Annotated in this window: 16 protein-coding genes; 12 read left to right on the plus strand and 4 right to left on the minus strand. The window is 40.6% G+C overall.

The window, feature by feature from the left end:
• Positions 1-5: 5 nt before the first annotated feature.
• Positions 6-2,240, minus strand: coding sequence for an NADP-dependent isocitrate dehydrogenase (locus tag LP316_RS11310; protein WP_193021270.1), 2,235 nt, complete (start codon positions 2,238-2,240; stop codon positions 6-8).
• 175 nt (positions 2,241-2,415) lie between these two features.
• On the opposite strand from LP316_RS11310, the gene LP316_RS11315 reads away from it, so the two are divergent.
• The 8 genes from LP316_RS11315 to LP316_RS11350 all read left to right on the plus strand — a co-directional run bounded on the left by LP316_RS11315 (position 2,416) and on the right by LP316_RS11350 (position 9,733).
• Positions 2,416-3,057, plus strand: coding sequence for a pseudouridine synthase (locus LP316_RS11315; protein WP_193021271.1), 642 nt, complete (start codon positions 2,416-2,418; stop codon positions 3,055-3,057).
• Positions 3,058-3,065: 8 nt separating this feature from the next.
• Positions 3,066-3,542, plus strand: a complete 477-nt coding sequence (locus LP316_RS11320; protein ID WP_193021272.1) for an NUDIX hydrolase — start codon at positions 3,066-3,068, stop codon at positions 3,540-3,542.
• 64 nt (positions 3,543-3,606) lie between these two features.
• Positions 3,607-4,746, plus strand: coding sequence for a tRNA 2-thiouridine(34) synthase MnmA (gene mnmA / locus LP316_RS11325; protein ID WP_193021273.1), 1,140 nt, complete (start codon positions 3,607-3,609; stop codon positions 4,744-4,746).
• Positions 4,747-4,755: 9 nt separating this feature from the next.
• Positions 4,756-5,379, plus strand: a complete 624-nt coding sequence (gene hflD / locus LP316_RS11330; RefSeq protein WP_193021274.1) for a high frequency lysogenization protein HflD — start codon at positions 4,756-4,758, stop codon at positions 5,377-5,379.
• A gap of 23 nt (positions 5,380-5,402) precedes the next feature.
• On the plus strand, positions 5,403-6,773 hold the full coding sequence (gene purB, locus LP316_RS11335; RefSeq protein ID WP_193021275.1) for an adenylosuccinate lyase: 1,371 nt from the start codon (positions 5,403-5,405) through the stop codon (positions 6,771-6,773).
• Between the two features lie 114 nt (positions 6,774-6,887).
• Entirely contained in the window at positions 6,888-8,048 is a 1,161-nt protein-coding gene (locus LP316_RS11340) for a cupin domain-containing protein (RefSeq protein WP_193021276.1), read from the plus strand.
• Positions 8,038-8,499, plus strand: coding sequence for a GNAT family N-acetyltransferase (locus tag LP316_RS11345; protein WP_193021277.1), 462 nt, complete (start codon positions 8,038-8,040; stop codon positions 8,497-8,499). The genes LP316_RS11340 and LP316_RS11345 overlap by 11 nt, the downstream gene beginning before the upstream one ends.
• 199 nt (positions 8,500-8,698) lie before the next feature.
• Positions 8,699-9,733 (plus strand): Leu/Phe/Val dehydrogenase, encoded by a 1,035-nt coding sequence (locus LP316_RS11350; RefSeq protein WP_193021278.1) that lies wholly within the window; start codon positions 8,699-8,701, stop codon positions 9,731-9,733.
• 133 nt (positions 9,734-9,866) lie between these two features.
• On the opposite strand, the gene ppsA is transcribed toward LP316_RS11350, so the two are convergent.
• The gene (ppsA, locus tag LP316_RS11355; protein WP_193021279.1) at positions 9,867-12,242 is read right to left on the minus strand and encodes a phosphoenolpyruvate synthase; all 2,376 of its coding nucleotides are present in this window, start codon (positions 12,240-12,242) and stop codon (positions 9,867-9,869) included.
• A 197-nt stretch (positions 12,243-12,439) separates the two neighbouring features.
• Between ppsA and LP316_RS11360 the strand changes: the two genes are divergently transcribed.
• Together LP316_RS11360 and LP316_RS11365 are read left to right on the plus strand one after the other, a co-directional pair.
• On the plus strand, positions 12,440-13,249 hold the full coding sequence (locus tag LP316_RS11360) for a pyruvate, water dikinase regulatory protein (protein ID WP_193021280.1): 810 nt from the start codon (positions 12,440-12,442) through the stop codon (positions 13,247-13,249).
• A gap of 150 nt (positions 13,250-13,399) precedes the next feature.
• On the plus strand, positions 13,400-14,440 hold the full coding sequence (locus LP316_RS11365) for a 3-deoxy-7-phosphoheptulonate synthase (RefSeq protein WP_193021281.1): 1,041 nt from the start codon (positions 13,400-13,402) through the stop codon (positions 14,438-14,440).
• Between the two features lie 64 nt (positions 14,441-14,504).
• Here LP316_RS11365 and LP316_RS11370 read toward each other — a convergent pair whose 3' ends face one another.
• The gene (locus LP316_RS11370) at positions 14,505-14,939 is read right to left on the minus strand and encodes a YeeE/YedE family protein (protein ID WP_226960734.1); all 435 of its coding nucleotides are present in this window, start codon (positions 14,937-14,939) and stop codon (positions 14,505-14,507) included.
• A 19-nt stretch (positions 14,940-14,958) separates the two neighbouring features.
• The gene (locus LP316_RS11375) at positions 14,959-15,372 is read right to left on the minus strand and encodes a YeeE/YedE family protein (protein WP_193021282.1); all 414 of its coding nucleotides are present in this window, start codon (positions 15,370-15,372) and stop codon (positions 14,959-14,961) included.
• A gap of 158 nt (positions 15,373-15,530) precedes the next feature.
• Between LP316_RS11375 and LP316_RS11380 the strand changes: the two genes are divergently transcribed.
• Positions 15,531-17,180: an FAD-dependent oxidoreductase gene (locus LP316_RS11380; RefSeq protein ID WP_193021283.1), complete on the plus strand. Its 1,650-nt coding sequence runs from the start codon at positions 15,531-15,533 to the stop codon at positions 17,178-17,180.
• Between the two features lie 200 nt (positions 17,181-17,380).
• Positions 17,381-19,915: an EAL domain-containing protein gene (locus LP316_RS11385; protein ID WP_193021284.1), complete on the plus strand. Its 2,535-nt coding sequence runs from the start codon at positions 17,381-17,383 to the stop codon at positions 19,913-19,915.
• The last annotated feature ends 375 nt before the right edge of the window (positions 19,916-20,290 follow it).

The following is a 20,290-nucleotide window of genomic DNA, read 5'->3' on the forward strand; positions in this document are numbered from 1 at the left end:
AACGATTAAAGTAAGTTAGCTAAAATCGTATTTAACGTTTCACTTGGACGCATCGCTTTAGCAGCTAATGCTGGCTCAGGGAAGTAGTATCCACCGATGTCCATAGCAACACCTTGAGCATCGTTAAGCTCTTTAACGATTTTCTCTTCTTGGTTTGTCAGTGCTTGAGCAATTGGCGCAAACTTCGCTTGTAATTCAGCGTCATCTGATTGTGCAGCTAGGGCTTGTGCCCAGTACATTGCTAGGTAGAAGTGCGAACCACGGTTATCTAATTCATTCACTTTACGTGAAGGTGATTTGTTCTCTTCTAAGAACTTAGCTGTTGCTGCATCTAATGTATCTGCTAGCACTTTTGCTTTAGCGTTATTAGCGAATTGGCTCACGTGCTCTAATGACGCAGCTAATGCTAAAAACTCACCTAAAGAATCCCATCGCAAGTGGTTTTCTTTTTCAAATTGCTGAACATGCTTTGGTGCACTACCACCAGCGCCCGTTTCAAATAAACCACCACCATTCATTAATGGTACGATTGATAACATTTTCGCTGACGTACCTAATTCTAAAATTGGGAATAAGTCAGTGTTGTAATCACGTAAAACGTTACCTGTTACAGAGATAGTATCTAAACCTTTACCACAACGCTCTAATGTGTGCTGACACGCTTGCGTTGGTGCTAAAATGCGTAAATCTAAACCGTCTGTGTCGTGTTCAGGTAAGTATTGGTTAACTTTCTTGATGATTTCTGCATCGTGTGCGCGATTTTCGTCTAACCAAAATACGGCTGGTGTATTCGATAAGCGCGAACGCGTTACCGCTAATTTAACCCAATCTTGAATTGGCGCATCTTTTGTTTGACACATACGGAAGATATCGCCTTCTTCAACGTCATGTGAAAGTAAAACATCACCTGTCGCGACATTTACTGAACGGATAACACCGTTAGCTGGCGCAACAAATGTTTTATCGTGTGAGCCGTATTCTTCAGCTTTCTTAGCCATTAAACCAACGTTTGGTACGGTACCCATAGTGCGCGGATCGAATGCACCATTTTCGCGACAGTAATCAACTACCGCTTGGAAAACACCTGCGTAGTTGCGGTCTGGAATCGTAAACTTAGTATCTTTTTGCTTGCCATCTGGGCCCCACATTTGGCCAGATGCACGCAATGCTGCCGGCATTGACGCATCGATAATAATATCACTTGGTACGTGTAAGTTAGTAATACCGCGATCTGAATCAACCATGGCCATTGGCGGGCGCGTTTCATAAACAGCTTGAATGTCAGCTTCGATTTCAGCTTTTTTCTCAGCTGGTAAGCGGTCGATTTTAGCGTATACATCGCCAATACCGTTATTTGCATCAACACCTAACTGTTCAAATGTTGCGGCGTGCTTAGCAAATACGTCTTTGTAGTACACTTTTACACAGTGACCAAAGATAATTGGATCAGATACTTTCATCATCGTTGCTTTCATGTGCAATGAGAATAAAACGTCTTCAGCTTTTGCTTTGTCGATTTCTTGCTCGAAAAATTCAACTAACGCTTTTTTGCTCATCACTGACGCATCGATAACTTCTTTGTCTTCTAGTGCTACTTTTTCTTTTAACACGGAAACATTGCCCGCAGCATCAACAAACTCGATACGCATATCAGTTGCGCCGTCAACCGTCATTGATTTTTCGCTACCGTAGAAGTCACCTGCAGCCATGTTTGCGACGTGTGATTTTGAATCTTTCGACCAAGCGCCCATTGAGTGAGGGTTGTTTTTCGCGTATTGCTTAACTGAGCTTGGTGCACGGCGATCTGAGTTACCTTCACGTAATACAGGGTTTACTGCTGAACCTAATACTTTTGCATAAGTAAGTTTAATCGATTGCTCAGCTTCGTTTTGTGGCTCTGCTGGGTAATCAGGTAAGTTGTAGCCGCGAGCTTGCAATTCTTTAATTGTTGCCTGTAATTGCGGAATTGATGCACTGATATTTGGTAACTTAATGATGTTTGCTTCAGGAGTTTTAGCAAGCTCACCTAAAAGTGTTAAATCATCATTGATGCGTTGCTCTTCGGTTAAGTACTTAGGGAAGTTAGCAATAATACGACCTGCTAAAGAAATATCTTTGGTTTCTACATTGATATTTGCTGAAGAAGTAAACGCTTGGACAATTGGTAATAATGATTGCGTTGCGAGTGCCGGCGCTTCATCCGTAATCGTATAAATAATGTTTGATTTATTCGTTGTCATTGATAATCCCGTTGAAAGTTACAGCTCTGTATTTGTACACTAGAGCCACTTTAATAATTCATCTAGTTTATCCGCTAGATGCTCTAAATTTATTTTTGTGCGCGCATAGTATAGGAATTCATTGCACATTAAAATAGCTCGACAAAAGTCGTATAAGAAAATTAGGCAACAATTAATGACAAATTCTTATAACAACCGCAGACAAGATAAGCAAAGGCGCGGTTTGGGCAATCACAAAGCCAATAAACATCGTACCAGTGAAAAAAAGCACTATAAGGGCGAGCGAAAAATTGTCCTGTTCAATAAACCGTTTGATGTGCTGAGCCAATTTACCGATGACGACAAACGCAAAACATTGAAAGATTTTATCGATGTGCCGCATGTATATGCCGCAGGCAGGTTAGATAAAGACAGCGAAGGCCTGTTACTATTGACCAACGACGGTAAACTTCAACACCAACTAGCAAACCCCAAACAAAAAACGCAAAAAACTTATTGGGTGCAAGTAGAAGGTCAGCCAAGTGAAAATGATTTGCAAAAACTGCGTGATGGTGTCGAGTTAAAAGATGGGCCAACACTGCCAGCACAGGTAAGTATTATTAACGAACCCAATATTTGGCCACGCAACCCACCGATCCGTGAACGGGCAAATATTCCAACGACTTGGCTTGAAATTAAAATAATTGAAGGTCGAAACCGCCAAGTTAGACGTATGACAGCTAATATCGGCTTTCCAACCTTGCGGTTAATTCGATATGCCATAGGCGCGTACAACATAAACGACATTAACAACGGCGATTATAAAATCGTTAAATAAATCAAGATATGACAAACCATACGACAGAGCAGTTTAAACCCAACACCACAGTAGCAGCGGTTATTTGCTATCAGGACAAATTTCTTTTAGTAGAAGAAGTTGATAACGGGGTTACCGTATTCAACCAGCCAGCCGGGCACGTAGAAGCTAATGAGAACCTTATCGGCGCTGTTAAAAGAGAAGTATACGAAGAAACAGGTTTAATCATAGAGCCAAGCTATGTTTCAGGCATCTATTACTTTCATCGCCCATTTAACCACAACAATATCGATTTATATTTTCTGCGGTTTTGTTTTGTTGTTGAATTAGACCACTTACCGCTAACCAAGCCCATTGATGATGATATTGTTGACTGTCATTGGCTGACACTTGACCAAATCAAAGCACGTGAGAGCCAGCTTAGAAGCCCCATGGTACTTGAGTGTATTGAAGATTATTTATCGGGTAACAAAATAGCATTAAACACCCTAAAAAGTAATATTTAGCCTATTACATCAATAATTTCACTATGCTATAATGCGCGCCTTTTAAAATGCTGTGTGATTATTAATGACCGAATCTTCTTTATATCGTGCACCTCAAACACTTGATCATGTACCGAGCGAAACTAAGGTTATCGTGGGTATGTCAGGTGGTGTTGACTCATCTGTATCGGCTTACCTGTTAAAAGAGCAAGGCTATCAAGTCGAAGGTCTTTTCATGAAAAACTGGGAAGAAGACGACACCGATGAATACTGTGCGGCAGCTGAAGATTTAAAAGATGCACAAAAAGTTTGTGACAAACTTGGCATTAAATTACACACCATCAACTTTGCTACCGAATACTGGGATAACGTGTTTGAATACTTCCTTGAAGAATACAAGGCTGGCCGCACGCCAAATCCAGATATTATGTGTAACAAAGAAATCAAATTTAAAGCCTTTCTCGAGTTTGCTTGTGAAGATTTAGGCGCTGACTACATCGCTACCGGTCATTATGTCCAGCGTGAGATGAGAGATGGTCAATGGGCGATGATACGTGGCTTAGACAGCAACAAAGATCAGAGCTACTTCTTATATACATTAAGCGACAAGCAAGTCGGTCAAACGTTATTTCCTGTTGGCCACATCGAAAAGCCAGAAGTGCGTGCAATCGCTGAAAAAGCGGATTTGATCACCCATAACAAAAAAGACTCTACCGGTATTTGTTTTATTGGCGAGCGCAAGTTTAAAGACTTCTTAGCTAAATACCTACCAGCCCAGCCTGGGGTTATTGAATCAGCCGAAGGAGATGTTATTGGTGAGCACGACGGTTTGATGTATCACACGCTTGGTCAGCGCAAAGGTTTGCGTATTGGTGGCCTTGCTAATGCCGGTGACGAGCCTTGGTATGTGGTAGAAAAAGATTTAAAACGCAATGTCTTAATTGTTGGCCAAGGACACAATCACCCTCGCCTGTTTTCTAAAGGGTTAATTGCCAATCAATTACACTGGGTTGATCGCAAAGACGTGCTAGCACCATTTAAATGCACGGTCAAAACACGTTATCGCCAACAAGACGTTGCATGCACCGTAACACCGCTAGATAACGGCGAGTATGAAATTCTCTTTGATCAACAACAAAGTTCAGTGACGCCAGGCCAGTCAGTGGTTTTCTACCAAGATGAAGTGTGTCTTGGTGGCGGTATTATCAATAGCTTAATTCGATAGCGAGGATCTATGGCGTCACTTGAAGAACAAACGTTTACCTTTGCTGCTATTTGTCAAATCTCAAATGCAGTGCAGCGGATTGCTCGCTTTGGTGTGATTGATGATCATCAGTTACACCTATTACTAAATACCGTAATGGAAACCTCACCGGAAAACACCTTAGCCGTGTTCGGTGGTGATTTAGCAAATTTACGTCCGGGCTTTAATGTCATGCTCGATCAACTGGGCAATCAAAACAAACAAAAAGATGCGGAAATAACGCGCTACCTTGTTAGCTTGTTAGCACTGGAGCGAAAATTAGCAAAATCAAAATTAGCGCTCAATCAGCTTGGCCAACACATCGAAGACACTCGCCGTCAACTACAGCACTTTGAATTAACCAGCGAAACGATTGTCAGCTCATTAGCGGCAACTTATGCCGATGTGATCAGTCCTCTTGGCACTAAAATTCAAATTGCCGGTGAGCCAGAAATCCTTAAAAACCCGGTTAACCAAGCAAAAATTCGCGCCTTGTTATTAGCGGGAATACGCTGTGCAGTATTATGGCGCCAAGTTGGTGGCAAAAGAAGACACATATTATTTGCCCGTTCTAAATACTTAGAATGTGCACAAGCATTAATTAACAAAATTTAATCTTATATATTGGGACCTCAATTATGGAACTTTCAGCATTAAGTGCTATTTCACCAGTCGATGGCCGTTACGGTAGTAAAACTAAAGCCTTACGCCCTATTTTCAGTGAGTTTGGTTTAATTAAATACCGCGTAACAGTAGAAGTACGTTGGTTACAAAAATTAGCCGCTCAAGCCGATATCGCTGAAGTTCCAGCGTTTTCAGATGAGGCAAATGCTGTCTTAGACGCTATTGTGGCAAACTTCAGCGAACAAGACGCACTGCGCGTTAAAGAGATTGAAGCAACAACAAACCACGACGTAAAAGCGGTTGAGTACTTCTTAAAAGAAAAAATTGCTGACAATACTGAATTAAATGCAGTCACTGAATTCATCCACTTTGCCTGTACTTCAGAAGACATCAATAACTTATCTCATGGTTTAATGCTAACCGAAGCACGTGATCAAGTGGTATTACCGATCATTGATGAAATTCTTGCTGAAATTAAAAACTTAGCGGTTGAATACCAAACCATTCCAATGATGGCGCGTACCCACGGCCAACCAGCTTCACCTACCACCATGGGTAAAGAAATGGCTAACGTTTACATGCGTCTCAAGCGTCAACGTGATCAAATTGCTGCCGTTGAAATGTTAGGTAAAATAAATGGTGCAGTTGGTAACTACAACGCGCATTTATCGGCATACCCAAATGTTGACTGGCATACGTTTTCAAACGAATTTGTCACTAGCCTTGGTTTAACATGGAATGCGTTTACTACCCAGATTGAACCACACGATTACATTGCTGAATTATTTGATGCTGTTGCGCGTTTCAACACGATCTTAATCGATTTTGACCGCGACGTATGGGGTTACATTGCTTTGGGTCACTTCAAGCAAAAAACAATTGCTGGTGAAATTGGCTCATCAACTATGCCTCACAAAGTTAACCCAATTGATTTTGAAAACTCAGAAGGTAACTTAGGCATCGCCAATGCTTTATTTGCCCACTTAGCACAAAAATTACCTGTATCTCGTTGGCAGCGTGACTTAACTGACTCTACCGTTTTACGTAACTTAGGTGTGGGTTTTGGTCATTCACTTATTGCCTACGCAGCAACTTTGAAAGGCATTAGCAAGTTACAAGTTAACGAACAATCGTTACTAGATGAATTAGACAGCAACTGGGAACTACTTGCTGAACCAATTCAAACAGTAATGCGTCGTTACGGTATCGAAAAGCCATACGAAAAATTAAAAGAGTTAACCCGTGGTAAGCGTGTTAATGCACAGATTATGGCTGAGTTTATCGATAACCTAGCATTACCCGCAGAAGCTAAAACGGAATTGAAAGCGATGACGCCAGCATCATATATTGGCCGTGCAATCGCGTTTATTGCGGAATTAGACTAAATAGTAGGTTAGGATTTATTTAAAACCTAATAGCACATACTTTGTTTAAAAAGGGATCTTAATTGACAAGATCCCTTTTTTATTGGAATTGACATGCATCCAAAGGAACAACAAATGAATCAGTTAGACTGGGGTGACTTAACGCCCGAGCGCTTTTTAAAAGAATACTGGCAAAAAAAACCACTATTAATCAAAGGTGGCTTTAAAAACTTCATCGATCCGGTTTCGCCCGAAGAACTGGCCGGTTTTGCCATGGAAGATGAAATTGAATCGCGTATCGTAGCTAAAGGTGATGATCATATGTGGTCAGTGGAACACGGCCCATTTGAGCGTTTTGAAGATTATGGTGAAAAAGATTGGACGCTCCTAGTTCAAGCGACTAACAATTGGTCAGCAGCTACACACGCACTACTCGAGCCTTTCCGCTTCATGCCTAATTGGCGATTAGACGATGTAATGGTTTCTTTTTCGACACCAAATGGTGGTGTTGGCCCTCACCTTGATCAATATGACGTTTTTATCATTCAAGGGATGGGGAAACGCCATTGGAAAGTCGGTTTACCTGATGATTCACTAGAAACATTGGTACCGCATGAAGACTTAAAACAAGTTAGCGCATTTACACCGATTATTGACGTGATAACAGAGCCTGGTGATATTTTGTATATTCCGCCAAATCACCCACATGACGGCATTGCCACTGAAAATGCGTTGAACTATTCAGTTGGCTTTCAAGCGCCAAGCTCACAAGAATTGATTTCAACGTTTGCTGATTTGATGATTGATCGCGAGTTAGGTACAACCCGTTTTGCAGATCCGAAGCGCAAGCCAACAAATAGCCCTGAAGAACTAAGCCACAGTGATATAGCTAGTTTGCAAAGTTTTATGGTTGAGGCAATCAAAGATAGAAAATTGTTTAACAATTTTATTGGTGGTTACTTAACGCATAACCATCATACGTTGGAAATCATTGAACCAGAGGAAGAAATTTCTCATGAAGAATTTGAAGCGTTGATTGCCAATGGCGATATTATATTAAGACCAGTGCTTGGCATCAAAGCGCTGTACAACTGTGATAATGCGAGCCTTTTTGTCAATGGTAACAAGTTTGTTTTAGGAGACGACGGCGTGCCTTTAGCAAAACTAATAGCTCGCGGTGCTCCTTTGACTACACAGGAGTTAGAAAGTTCCCTATCATCTTTGAATAATGTTAATTTGTTAACTACGCTTATCAATATGGGTTATTGGTATATTGATCAAAGTGATGAGTTATAGTGTTTGTCGAGTTGATTGGCAGCAAGCAGAACCGCTATTAAAAGATGTCAGAGAAAAGGTATTCGTCTGTGAATGGCGAATACCCAAGCGCATAGAGTTTGACAGGCACGACAAAAGCTCTTATCACATCCTCGTTTGCGATGATAAATCACAAGAACCTATTGCCACAGGCAGAATTAAACCCAGTGGTGAAATCAGCCGAATCGCCGTATTAATTAATTATCGTCACTTAGATATAGATACCGTGGTTATTCAAGGTTTACTTCAAGTCGCCCAAGAGCTAGAACTTAAAGAAATTTTTATTAATGCACCACTTCACGATGTCACTCGGTTTCAGCAACGGTACTTTACACCGCAAGGTGGCGTATACATGGAAGCAGGGATCCCCTTTCAAAAAATGGCCTGTAAAGTCAAAAACCTCAGTGCTAAGGCTCACTTTTTGAGCCATTAGCCCATTTCATCTGCATTTTTGTTAAGATGTACTTTTTACTTAACACTTTCACCAAAACTTTATCATAGCAGTTACTAGCTCCTCTCAATGTTCAGTGATATTGTGCGCAACAATTATTACACCAGCTGTTTAGCCTATAAGAAAATAGCCTCAAGGGCGTGATACAACACTAAATGGCACAATAATCGGAGAGAATGCGGTGGCATTATTTGATTTAAAAGACTTTGATAACCATGAACAAGTGGTATTTTGTAGCGATGATGCATCAGGCTTAAAAGCGATCATTGCCGTTCACTCAACTAAATTAGGCCCTGCGGTTGGCGGCTGCCGCATGTGGGATTACGCCAACGATGAAGAAGCTATTACCGATGTGCTTCGCCTATCTAAAGGTATGACGTATAAAAATGCTATGGCTGGTTTAACCATGGGTGGCGGTAAGTCTGTGATCATCGGTGATGCTAAAAGTATTAAATCTGAAGCATTATTCAAAGCATTTGGCCGCGCATTAAACGGTTTAGGTGGCCGATATGTCAGTGCTGAAGATGTAAATATCACGACTGGCGACATTGCTATCGTTAATACTGAAACTGACTTTGTTACAGGTACTGAAGGTAAAAGTGGCAACCCTGCACCATTTACTGCATTAGGTACTTTCCTAGGTATTAAAGCCGCAGTAAAGCACAAGCTAAACACAGATGATTTAACTGGCTTACGTGTCGCTATTCAAGGTTTAGGTAGCGTTGGTTTATACCTTTGTGAGCATCTACACAATGCCGGTGCGAAACTTGTGGTTACCGACTTAAACCAAGAAGCACTCGATAAAGTAGCAACAAAATATGGTGCTGAAATTGTTGGATTGAACGATATTTACGATCAAGAAGTAGATATCTACGCGCCATGTGCTTTAGGCGCAACGATTAACGACAGTACAATTGACCGCATAAAAGCTAAAATTGTTGCCGGTTGTGCCAATAACCAGTTAGCTGAACCACGTCATGACCAAGCATTAGTTGACCGTGGTATTTTATACGCACCAGACTATGTGATTAATGCTGGTGGTATTATTAACGTATCGTTCGAAGAAGATTATTGTGTTGATAAAGCAACGCGTAAAGTGGAAGAAATTTACGATACCCTACTCGACGTTTTCCAAAAAGCGGATAGCTTAAACAAGCCAACGGGTGAAGTAGCTGACGAAATCGCTCGTCAAATTATTGCTAATGGCGGTAAATAATACTAACAACTAACCAAGACGACAAAAGCCAATACAATGTATTGGCTTTTTTAATGCCTTTTAACAAAGATTTTTATAGTCATTAATAAAAAAAACCAGCCAAAGTGGCTGGTTTTTTTATCGCACAAAGTAGTTACTTGTTGTACTGATCAGCTAAGTATAACCAGGTTGGTAATACGGTATCAGGGTTAAGTGAAACACTCTCAATGCCCTGCTCTACTAACCAATGAGCAAAATCAGGATGATCTGATGGACCTTGACCACAAATACCTACGTACTTACCGCGCTCTTTACACGCTTTAATCGCCATAGATAGTAATACTTTAATCGCAGGGTTGCGCTCATCAAATAAGTGAGCGATTAAACCTGAGTCGCGATCTAAACCTAACGTAAGCTGCGTTAGGTCATTTGAACCGATTGAGAAACCATCGAAGTGATCCAAGAATTGGTCAGCTAACAAAGCATTTGATGGTAATTCACACATCATTATAATGCGTAAGCCATTTTCACCGCGTTTTAAACCGTTTTCCGCTAAAATCTCAATCACTTGCTCAGCTTCTTCAAGTGTGCGAACAAATGGGATCATGATTTCTACGTTAGTTAGCCCCATATCATTGCGAACGCGCTTAATTGCTTCGCACTCTAGTGCAAAACACTCGCGGAAATCTTCAGAGATGTAACGCGATGCACCGCGGTAACCAATCATTGGGTTTTCTTCGTCTGGCTCATAAACATCACCACCAACAAGGTTAGCGTATTCATTTGATTTAAAATCAGACATACGAACAATCACTTTTTCAGGTGCATAAGCACAAGCAAGTGTCGAAATACCTTCAGTTAATTTAGCAATATAAAACTCTACAGGGCTTTCGTAACCCGCGATAATGTCGCTAATCTCGTCTTTTAAGCTATCTTCCTGCGCGTCAAAGTTAAGTAAAGCTTTTGGGTGAATGCCGATCATCTTGTTAATGATGAACTCTAAACGCGCTAAACCCACACCTGCATGAGGCAATTTAGCAAAAGCAAAGGCTCTGTCAGGGTTACCAACATTCATCATAATTTTAAGCGGTAAATCTGGCATGTGATCAACTTCAGATGTTGTCACGCTAAATTCCAACTTACCTTTGTAGATAAAGCCAGTGTCGCCTTCAGCACAAGATACGGTAACTTCGTCACCATTGGCAATTTTCGACGTTGCATCACCACAACCAACTACCGCAGGAATACCCATTTCACGCGCAATAATCGCGGCGTGACAAGTACGGCCACCACGGTTGGTAACAATTGCCGAAGCGCGCTTCATGATAGGTTCCCAATCAGGATCTGTCATATCTGTGACTAATACATCACCTGGTTGGATTTTGTCCATCTCATCTAACGACGATAAAACTTTGGCTTTACCCGCACCTATTTTGTGACCAATTGAGCGGCCTTCACAAATAACATCGGCACTACCTTGTAATTGGAATTGTTCCATTACATTGGCATTTTCACGGCTTCGAACCGTTTCAGGGCGTGCTTGAACAATATATAACTTACCATCTAAGCCATCTTTAGCCCATTCGATATCCATTGGACGTTGGTAGTGCTTTTCAATGATGACAGCTTGTTTAGCAAGCTCCTGAACTTCAGCATCAGTTAATGAAAACTGGTTTGATTGCGCTTCGTCAATATCAACAATTTCTACTTGCTTACCGTGCTCTTGGGTGTCAGCGTAAACCATTTTTATCGCTTTAGAGCCAAGGTTACGACGAACTACCGCTGGGTTACCATTTGCTAATGTTGGCTTGTGAACGTAAAACTCATCTGGGTTAACTGCACCTTGCACAACCATTTCACCTAAACCATAGCTTGACGTAACGAAAACAACGTCTTCAAAGCCTGATTCAGTATCTATTGAGAACATGACACCTGATGATGCGATGTCTGAGCGAACCATACGCTGAATACCTGCCGATAACGCTACGCCGCGATGGTCGTAACCTTGGTGAACACGGTATGAAATGGCACGATCGTTAAATAATGACGCAAATACGTGTTTAATTGCCGTCATTACCGCATCTAAACCACGAACATTAAGGAAAGTTTCTTGTTGGCCAGCAAATGATGCGTCAGGCATATCTTCCGCAGTTGCAGAAGAACGAACAGCAAAAGAAGCGTCGTCAGAAAAATTACCGGCAAGTTTTGCGTAAGCTGCTTCAATATCAGCCTGCATTTGCGGTAGGAAAGGCGTATCGATAATCCACTGCCGAATCGTGCTGCCGCACTGAGCAAGTGCGTTAACGTCACTTACATCCAAGGTATCGAGTAATTGATAAATTTTATCGTTTAAACCACTTTGCTCTAAGAACTCATTAAAAGCAAAAGCCGTTGTAGCAAAGCCACCTGGTACTTGAACACCAACATTGGCAAGGTTTGAAATCATCTCACCTAACGATGCATTCTTACCACCTACGCGGTCAACATCCTGCATCCCCAAATCTTCATACCAAAGTACGTTTTCTTGCACAGCAATCTCTCCATAAGGAATTGAATTTAAATTTATTCGAATAATTTTATAGCTGACCTATTTATGCCAGATCAAAGTTATTCGAATAAATTCAAAAACTGCGCTTTATTTCAAATCGGCAACATTCTACACTGCAAACAACACAAACTAAAAGAATATTTGTAAGTTTTCACACTAGATTACAAAAAGGAACATTAATGCGTACAGCTTTCTATATTTCCGATGGTACCGCGATCACCTCTGAAGTCTTTGGTCACGCACTGCTTTCATTATTTCCCATGGAGTTTGAACACCATACAATATCATTTATTGAAAATCTTGAAAAAGCAGAACAAGCAAAGCAAAAAATTAACAACGCATACAAAAAAACAGGTGAAAAACCACTCGTCTTTCATACCTTTGTCAATCCTGAAATTAGAGCCATGATTGATAGTTGTGATGGGATTATCTATAACTTTTTAGAACATTTTGTAAAGCCATTAGAACAACAGTTGGGGATAGAAGCAAAACCAAAAGCCCATCGAACACATAGCATTCATCAACACAGCTACGAACACAGGATAGACGCCGTTAACTATGCGTTGGCCAATGACGACGGCTCGAACGTTAGCAATTATGCCCATGCTGATATCATCTTAGTTGGTGTCTCTCGTTCAGGCAAAACACCAACCTCACTTTATCTTGCACTGCAATACGGAATAAAGGCAGCAAACTACCCATTTACCGATGACGATATGGACGAGTTGCGCATTCCTGACTTTTTAAAGCCTCATAAGAAAAAGATGTTTGGGCTAACAATAGACGCAGAACGTTTAATGGATATTCGCGATAACCGTCGAGCAAATTCTAAATATGCTTCTGCGCGCCAATGTCGCATGGAACTCAGGGAAGTAGAGAAGCTCTATAAAAAGGAGAAAATTCCCTATATTAATAGTACTAAATTTAGTGTTGAAGAAATCTCAGCAAAGATTTTGTCTATTACCGGATTACAGCGTCACAAATACTAAAGCGAATAGCGAGCGAAGCAGGTTTTCTCGCCTGCTTTTACTCAATAACCAAGCAAAGCCAGATAAATACTAGCTTTATAGCAGTAAATTCGCTATGTTATCGGCCATATTTTCTGATAATTATTAGCCCATTATGTGGCTTTTTTCTCCATGACCATCAAAACCGACGAATTAAGAACCAGTTTAATTGAAAATTTGGTTTCACCAGCACAATTAGCACAAGACATTCCACTCGATCAAACAACCGCTGACTTTATCCTCGAAAGCCGCGAAGTTGTTGAAAACATCATTACCGGCAAAGATAGTCGATTACTTGTGGTGGTTGGCCCTTGCTCTATTCATGACACAAAAGCTGCTATAGATTACGCCCACCAAATCAAAGCCTTGAGTGAAAAATATAAAGATCACTTGTACATTGTGATGCGAGTTTATTTTGAAAAACCTCGTACAACCGTTGGCTGGAAAGGTTTAATTAGCGATCCAGACCTTGATAAATCCTTCAATGTTGCCAAAGGCTTGCGCTTAGCACGTAACTTACTCATGGATATTAATAAGATGGGTTTACCTGCAGGCACTGAATTTTTAGATATGGTCACTGGTCAGTATATTTCTGACTTGATCAGTTGGGGAGCGATTGGCGCAAGAACAACGGAAAGCCAAGTTCACAGAGAGCTAGCATCAGCATTGAGTTGCCCTGTTGGGTTTAAAAATGGCACCGACGGCAATGTTAAAATTGCAATGGATGCAATCAAAGCATCTAGTGTACCTCACGTTTTATACTCGCCTAACAAAACTGGCCAAATGTGTATTTACCGCACTCATGGTAACCCTTACGCGCATATTATTTTACGCGGTGGTAAATCACCAAACTATCACCAACACGACATTGATGATGCCCACAAAAAGCTTAAAGAAGCTAAATTAAATCATAAGCTTATGGTTGACTGCAGCCATGGCAATAGCAACAAAGATCACACGCAACAGATAGTGGTTGCAAAAGATCTAGCTACGCAGCTATCGCAAGGGGCTGATAATATTTTTGGGGTGATGATCGAGAGCTTTATCGAAGCAGGCAATCAAGCGGTGGTTCCTGGCAAGCCGCTAACATACGGGCAAAGTATTACTGATGCTTGTGTCGATTTAGCGCAAACGGATGAAATATTATCAATTCTGGCAAACGCCAAAAAGTAGATGTTTCAATGATAAAATGGCGAGTTCGCAAGATAGACTCGCCACTTTTAAAATTTTTTGTCAGTTATTGAACTTCGCATACTTCGTAAGCGGGTGATTTTGATTCTAGTAAAGAAACTAGACTAAATCCGATGATCATTGCGAAGATAAACCAGAATACATCGCTATTACCTAAAAACATTGACGAAAACACAGGTCCAGGACAGACACCGAGGATTCCCCAACCAATACCAAAGATAATTGAGCCAAAAATCAGTTTTTCATCGACTTGGGTTTTAGAAGTGACGCAAAACGATTCAGCTAAAATCGGACGCTCTAGCGACTTAATACCCAAATTGTAAATTGGTAAAAAGACTAATAATGCGCCGCCAATAACGAACATCAGACTTGGGTTCCAGTCGTTAAAAATACTCAGAAAACCATGGACATTGCTCGGCACTGTCATGCCCGACACCATCATACCAACACCAAACTGAATACCAGCTATTAAAATTAACAAGTAATACACCACAGCTCTCCTAGATTACATAAAGTAAGTTGTAAGTAATGATCGCACTGAGCATAAATATCCCAGTAGCAACCATTGAACGCTTAGACAGTCGCCCAATACCAACAATGCCGTGGCCACTGGTACAGCCATTTGCCAACTTAGTACCTATACCTACGAGTAATCCAGCTAAAAGTACAACGTAGGTATTCTCACTGTACATTTCAGGGGTATCGATATGGTGGAATGTAGCGCCAATAACACCACCAATTGCCATACCTAGCACGAATAACACACGCCAAAGAATATCGCCTACTCTTGGTGGTATAAGTCCTGAAACAATACCACTGATACCTGCCGTCTTCCCGTTGAACAACATCAATACCGTCGCAGATATTCCCAACATAATTCCACCGACAAGCGCATCAACAAAGTCAAATGCCATTGTTTTTCTCCTAAATTTATATGCTGACATTGTTAATCATCTAATCCGAATATTCTGTAAAGCAATTGTAAAAACCCCGATTAAAATGTAGCTAGCTATTTAATGAGAAAACATCAAGCGCTAGACTTAGCACTATCTAATAACGATTGGAGTTTACAATGAAGATACTAATTATTGGCGGTGTTGCAGGTGGTGCATCGGCAGCAGCACGCGCTAGAAGACTCAGTGAAGACGCGCAAATTATTATGTTTGAGCGCGGACCCTATGTATCTTTTGCCAATTGTGGTTTGCCCTATCACATTGGTGGCGAGATAATCGAGCGCGACAATTTAATTTTACAATCGCCAGAAAGCTTCCTTGCTCGTTTTAACGTTGATGTCAGAGTGCACAATGAAGTGATTGGGATCAATGGCGTTGAACAAACGGTTGCTGTTAAAAACCTCAACACGGGGCAAACTTACCTTGAAAGCTACGATAAATTAATTCTCAGTCCTGGCGCCTCTCCGGTTGTACCACCAATACCAGGGATTGATAATCCGCTAACCTACTCATTGAGAAACATCCCCGATATGGACAAAATTATTGAGGTGATCGGGGATAATAATATCAAACACGCGACTGTTATTGGTGGTGGGTTTATTGGTTTAGAAATGATGGAAGCCTTCCACCACTTAAACATAGCAACGTCACTGATCGAAATGGCAGATCAGGTAATGACGCCGGTAGATCGCGAAATGGCAGGTTTTGTCCATCAGGAAATCAGAAGTCAAGGTGTCGACTTAAAACTTGGCGTTGCACTGCAAAAAATAGACTATCAAGCAAATAATCAGTCTTTGTTGCTATCGCTTTCTGACGGCAGTCACATAGAGACTGAGCTATTGATTATGGCAATTGGTGTTCGCCCAGAGACAAGTTTAGCGAAAGAGGCTGGGCTCGAAATTGGCGAATTAGGCGGTATTAAAACCAACACCGCAATGCAAACCTCAGATCCTAACATTTATGCGGTTGGTGATGCTGTTGAGGTTGAAGATTTTATGACAAAAAGCCCAACCATTATTCCGTTAGCTGGCCCGGCTAACCGTCAAGGTCGCATGGCCGCTGACAACATTATGGGTCGCAATGAACACTATCAAGGTACTCAAGGTACTGCGATATGCAAAGTCTTTGATTTAGCAGTTGCCTCAACCGGTCGAAATGAAAAGCAATTACAAAAAGACAACATTAACTATGAGAAGGTTTATGTCCACGGTGCTAGCCATGCTAGTTATTACCCCGGCGCTGAAACCGTCTCGCTTAAACTACTATTTAACCGAGACAACGGTCTTATTTTAGGAGCTCAAGCAATCGGTAAAGAAGGTGTAGATAAACGCATTGATGTCATGGCTGTCGCTATCAGAGCAAACATGACCATTGAACAACTACAGCACCTAGAATTAACTTATGCGCCGCCATATGGCTCAGCAAAAGACGTGATCAACCAAGCTGCTTTTGTTGCCCATAATGTGCTAATAGGTGATGTTAAGCCGATACATTTTACCCAGATCGACGCGTTAACGAGTGATCAGCTCCTAGTTGATGTGCGTAACCCTACTGAACTCGAAAAACTTGGAAAAATAGGCAACGCCATTAACATCCCTGTAGATCAACTACGTAGCCGAATTAATGAGTTACCAAAAGACAAAGAAATTGTCGTTTATTGTCAAGTAGGCTTGCGTGGCAATGTCGCTTATCGCCAATTAGCTAATCATGGTTATCGAGCGAGAAACCTTCTAGGCGGTTTTAAAACGTACATAAGCGCGACAAAATAAAGTGCGCGGTGAAGGTAAAGCCAATTTTTCCCTAGCTTTACCTTCGTTAGTATAAAGGTTTACCGTTCTCATTTGGTGCGCCTGCGTGGTTTTATTAATTGATCATGCAAGATAACGATAAATGTGTTATTTTAAAACAAGGAGATCAATAAGTTACTCCTTCTTAGAGTAAACATTTCGCCGACAGGAAAACGGGCAACATGATAAACAACTCTCGCCTTACTAGATATAGTAAGCCAGCCTTTATTGCGATATTCCTACTATTGACAATCTTTGTCTTACAAAGCGCAATCTCGTTTTTACATCAATACACCCAAAAAACCGTTGTCGTTCAAGATAACATTGATACTAGCTATCGATACTTTATCGATCGAAAACAGACAGCGTCGCCACAAACTATCATGTCGATGTCGTCACAGTTTATTCTTGAAGATGCCGATAAAATTCCCTATGACTTAGCTGACCAAACCTATTGGATTATCGGAAATTATACAAACAATAGTAACCAAAATAACAACATGGTTTTACACATTGATAATGCCATGCTCGACACGCTCGAAATTTATCAAGTCGATCAGTTTATGAATGTTAACTTGGTCTATTCGCTGGCAAACTACCAAGCCGATAACCTGATGCAAACATTCCCGCATTTTCAATTCCAACTTGGTGGTTATCAAGACATAACATTACTAATTAAATTGAAAACTTACGGGCCACCAGAAATTCCGTTGAAGCTATACAAAGGTAACGGCTTTAGCCTCAATGTTACCGCAAGTATAGGATTATATGGCGCTTTTGTCGGTTGTATCATATTGATGGCACTTTATAACATCGTATTATATTTTGCGATCAAAGATAAGGTGTATCTGGCATACCTCGCATACCTTGCGAGCACCTTTTTAACGGTTACCAGTTTAAACGGCTTTGGCTATTTGTTATTCAGCTACGATCTCCAGCAATGGTTTCAGTCACATATCATCCAAATAAACATTATTATCATTACCAGTTTATTGTTGTTTACTTGTTACTTTCTTCAATACGACCAAGAAAAATCTTCGATTTATCGCATTAGTGTGTTTTTATCTATCATGCTAATCATCTTGGGTATTTTTTTACAGTTTACTGATTTAATTACCCAAGCAAAGGCGTTTTTTGCTATTCAGCCATTTTTCTATTTGTACGCCATTGCAATTATCGTCAATAAGCTCACCACGACGTTTACTTGGGCGCGTTTCTATTTTATTTCTTGGCTACCCTTGTTAACGGGCGCAGCAATTCAACCCTTAGCGCTTCTCAATATCATCGACTCATCATTTTGGACTAATCACGCATTTTTAATTGGTGTCATGTTCGAAACGATATTTATGGCTTTTGCGCTTGGTGAACGCATGCGAATGAGTGAGCAACAAAAAGTTGCAACACTGACCTATCATCAAGAAACCAAAATATTAAAAAGCTTAAATTTAGCCAACCGTATAAAACAATTAAAAGCACAAGGTGAAAAGCGGTTTACCGTGCTAGCAATAGAACCAGAAAAAATATCAACTGTATCACTTTATATTGAAAATCATGAAGTTAACAATCTTTATAAATCTATTGAGCGCGGGCTGAACTCATTGTTTTTATACAATGATAAGGTTGAAACCTTATTTAACGATCAACAAAAAGTATGCATTGATGAAACCGGTATTATTTTCGTTTTATTTAAAGAACAGCAAGATGAGGAACTCTCGGTTTTTATCGAATCTATCTTGCGAAAGTTTAAAGAAATCTATTGCGTTAAACAGGTAAATTTTCCGCTCGGTGCAACGGTTGGTGTAGCTATTAACCATAGCAATGACATTAAAACTGAAGCACTGATGCAACAGGCAAAATTAGCCATAGAACAAGCAAAAAGCGCTCATTTACCCTGGCAGGTATATCAAGAAGATAGCCACAAAAAAGATGCTTACCTACTCGATTTAGCTGCCGAAATGATCACAGCTTTTAATAACGGTGAATTTGAGTTACTTCATCAACCGCAAGTTGACTTAAAAACACTCAAGGTATGTGGTAGTGAAGTCTTGATTCGCTGGACGAAAAGTGACGGGACAATTGTGCCAAACAGCGTGCTTATTCCCCTAGCTACAGATATTGGCCTGATCAAATCAATCAGCCGTTGGGTTTTTAAACAAGCCTTGAAGCAACAAAAAGAAATCATCGACACAGGTTACCAAAGCCACTTGATTAGCATCAATATGACTAATCACGATTTGGCCGATCAAGACTTTTATCCATTTGTTGCCCAAACGATCAAGGAAAACAACATTCCAACGGAAAATATTGCCATCGAACTGACTGAGCCAGGCACGCTAATTAACAACTCGCGAATTGTAGAAAACATGAAGCGGTTAAATACCTTAGGCTTCATCTTGAGTGTTGACGATTTTGGTGAAGGTGACTCAAATATTTCACACATCAGTAAGCTACCATGCCAGGAAGTAAAATTAGACAATCAATTTATTGAAAGCCTACTTAGCCTGCCAAAACAGCGTCAAATTATTGCTGGCACCATTGAAATTGCAAAATCACTGAACATTGAGGTAGTTGCAGAAGGTATAAATAACCAAGAACAAGAACTCCAACTACGAGAACTAGGATGTGACATAGGCCAAGGTTACTTTTACTCAGAACCACTCGTGCTCTCGGAATACTTAAAGTGGTTAGAAAAGAATCGCTTAGGGTTAAATAGATAATACCAATTGAAATAAATATTTGACCGACTCAGAGCTACGTCAGGGAAGTTAGAATAAAAGAAATTTATGCAGATGTAGTGATTCTACATCAAGTAAATTTGTGAAATTATCACTTTTCTGACGAGCTCCCAAGGGCGAGTTTAAAAGACTTTTATACTTCGTTACTGATTTTGATTAGGTTCCTACATGGACGTAGGGTATTAGAACAACGCAGGACGCAGTTGTCGAGAATGACCATTATCGGCAATCAAAGCGTTGCCTACATGGATGTAGGTACTTAGGTTGTGTCTGGAACTTACAACCTGTGTCTAAAAGCCTTTTAAATCTCGCTGAGTGATCAAATATTTGATTCACTTGGTATAAAACACAAAAAGA

Origin of the sequence: Thalassotalea sp. LPB0316, assembly GCF_014898095.1 — a bacterium.
In the GTDB taxonomy this organism is placed as follows: domain Bacteria; phylum Pseudomonadota; class Gammaproteobacteria; order Enterobacterales; family Alteromonadaceae; genus Thalassotalea_G.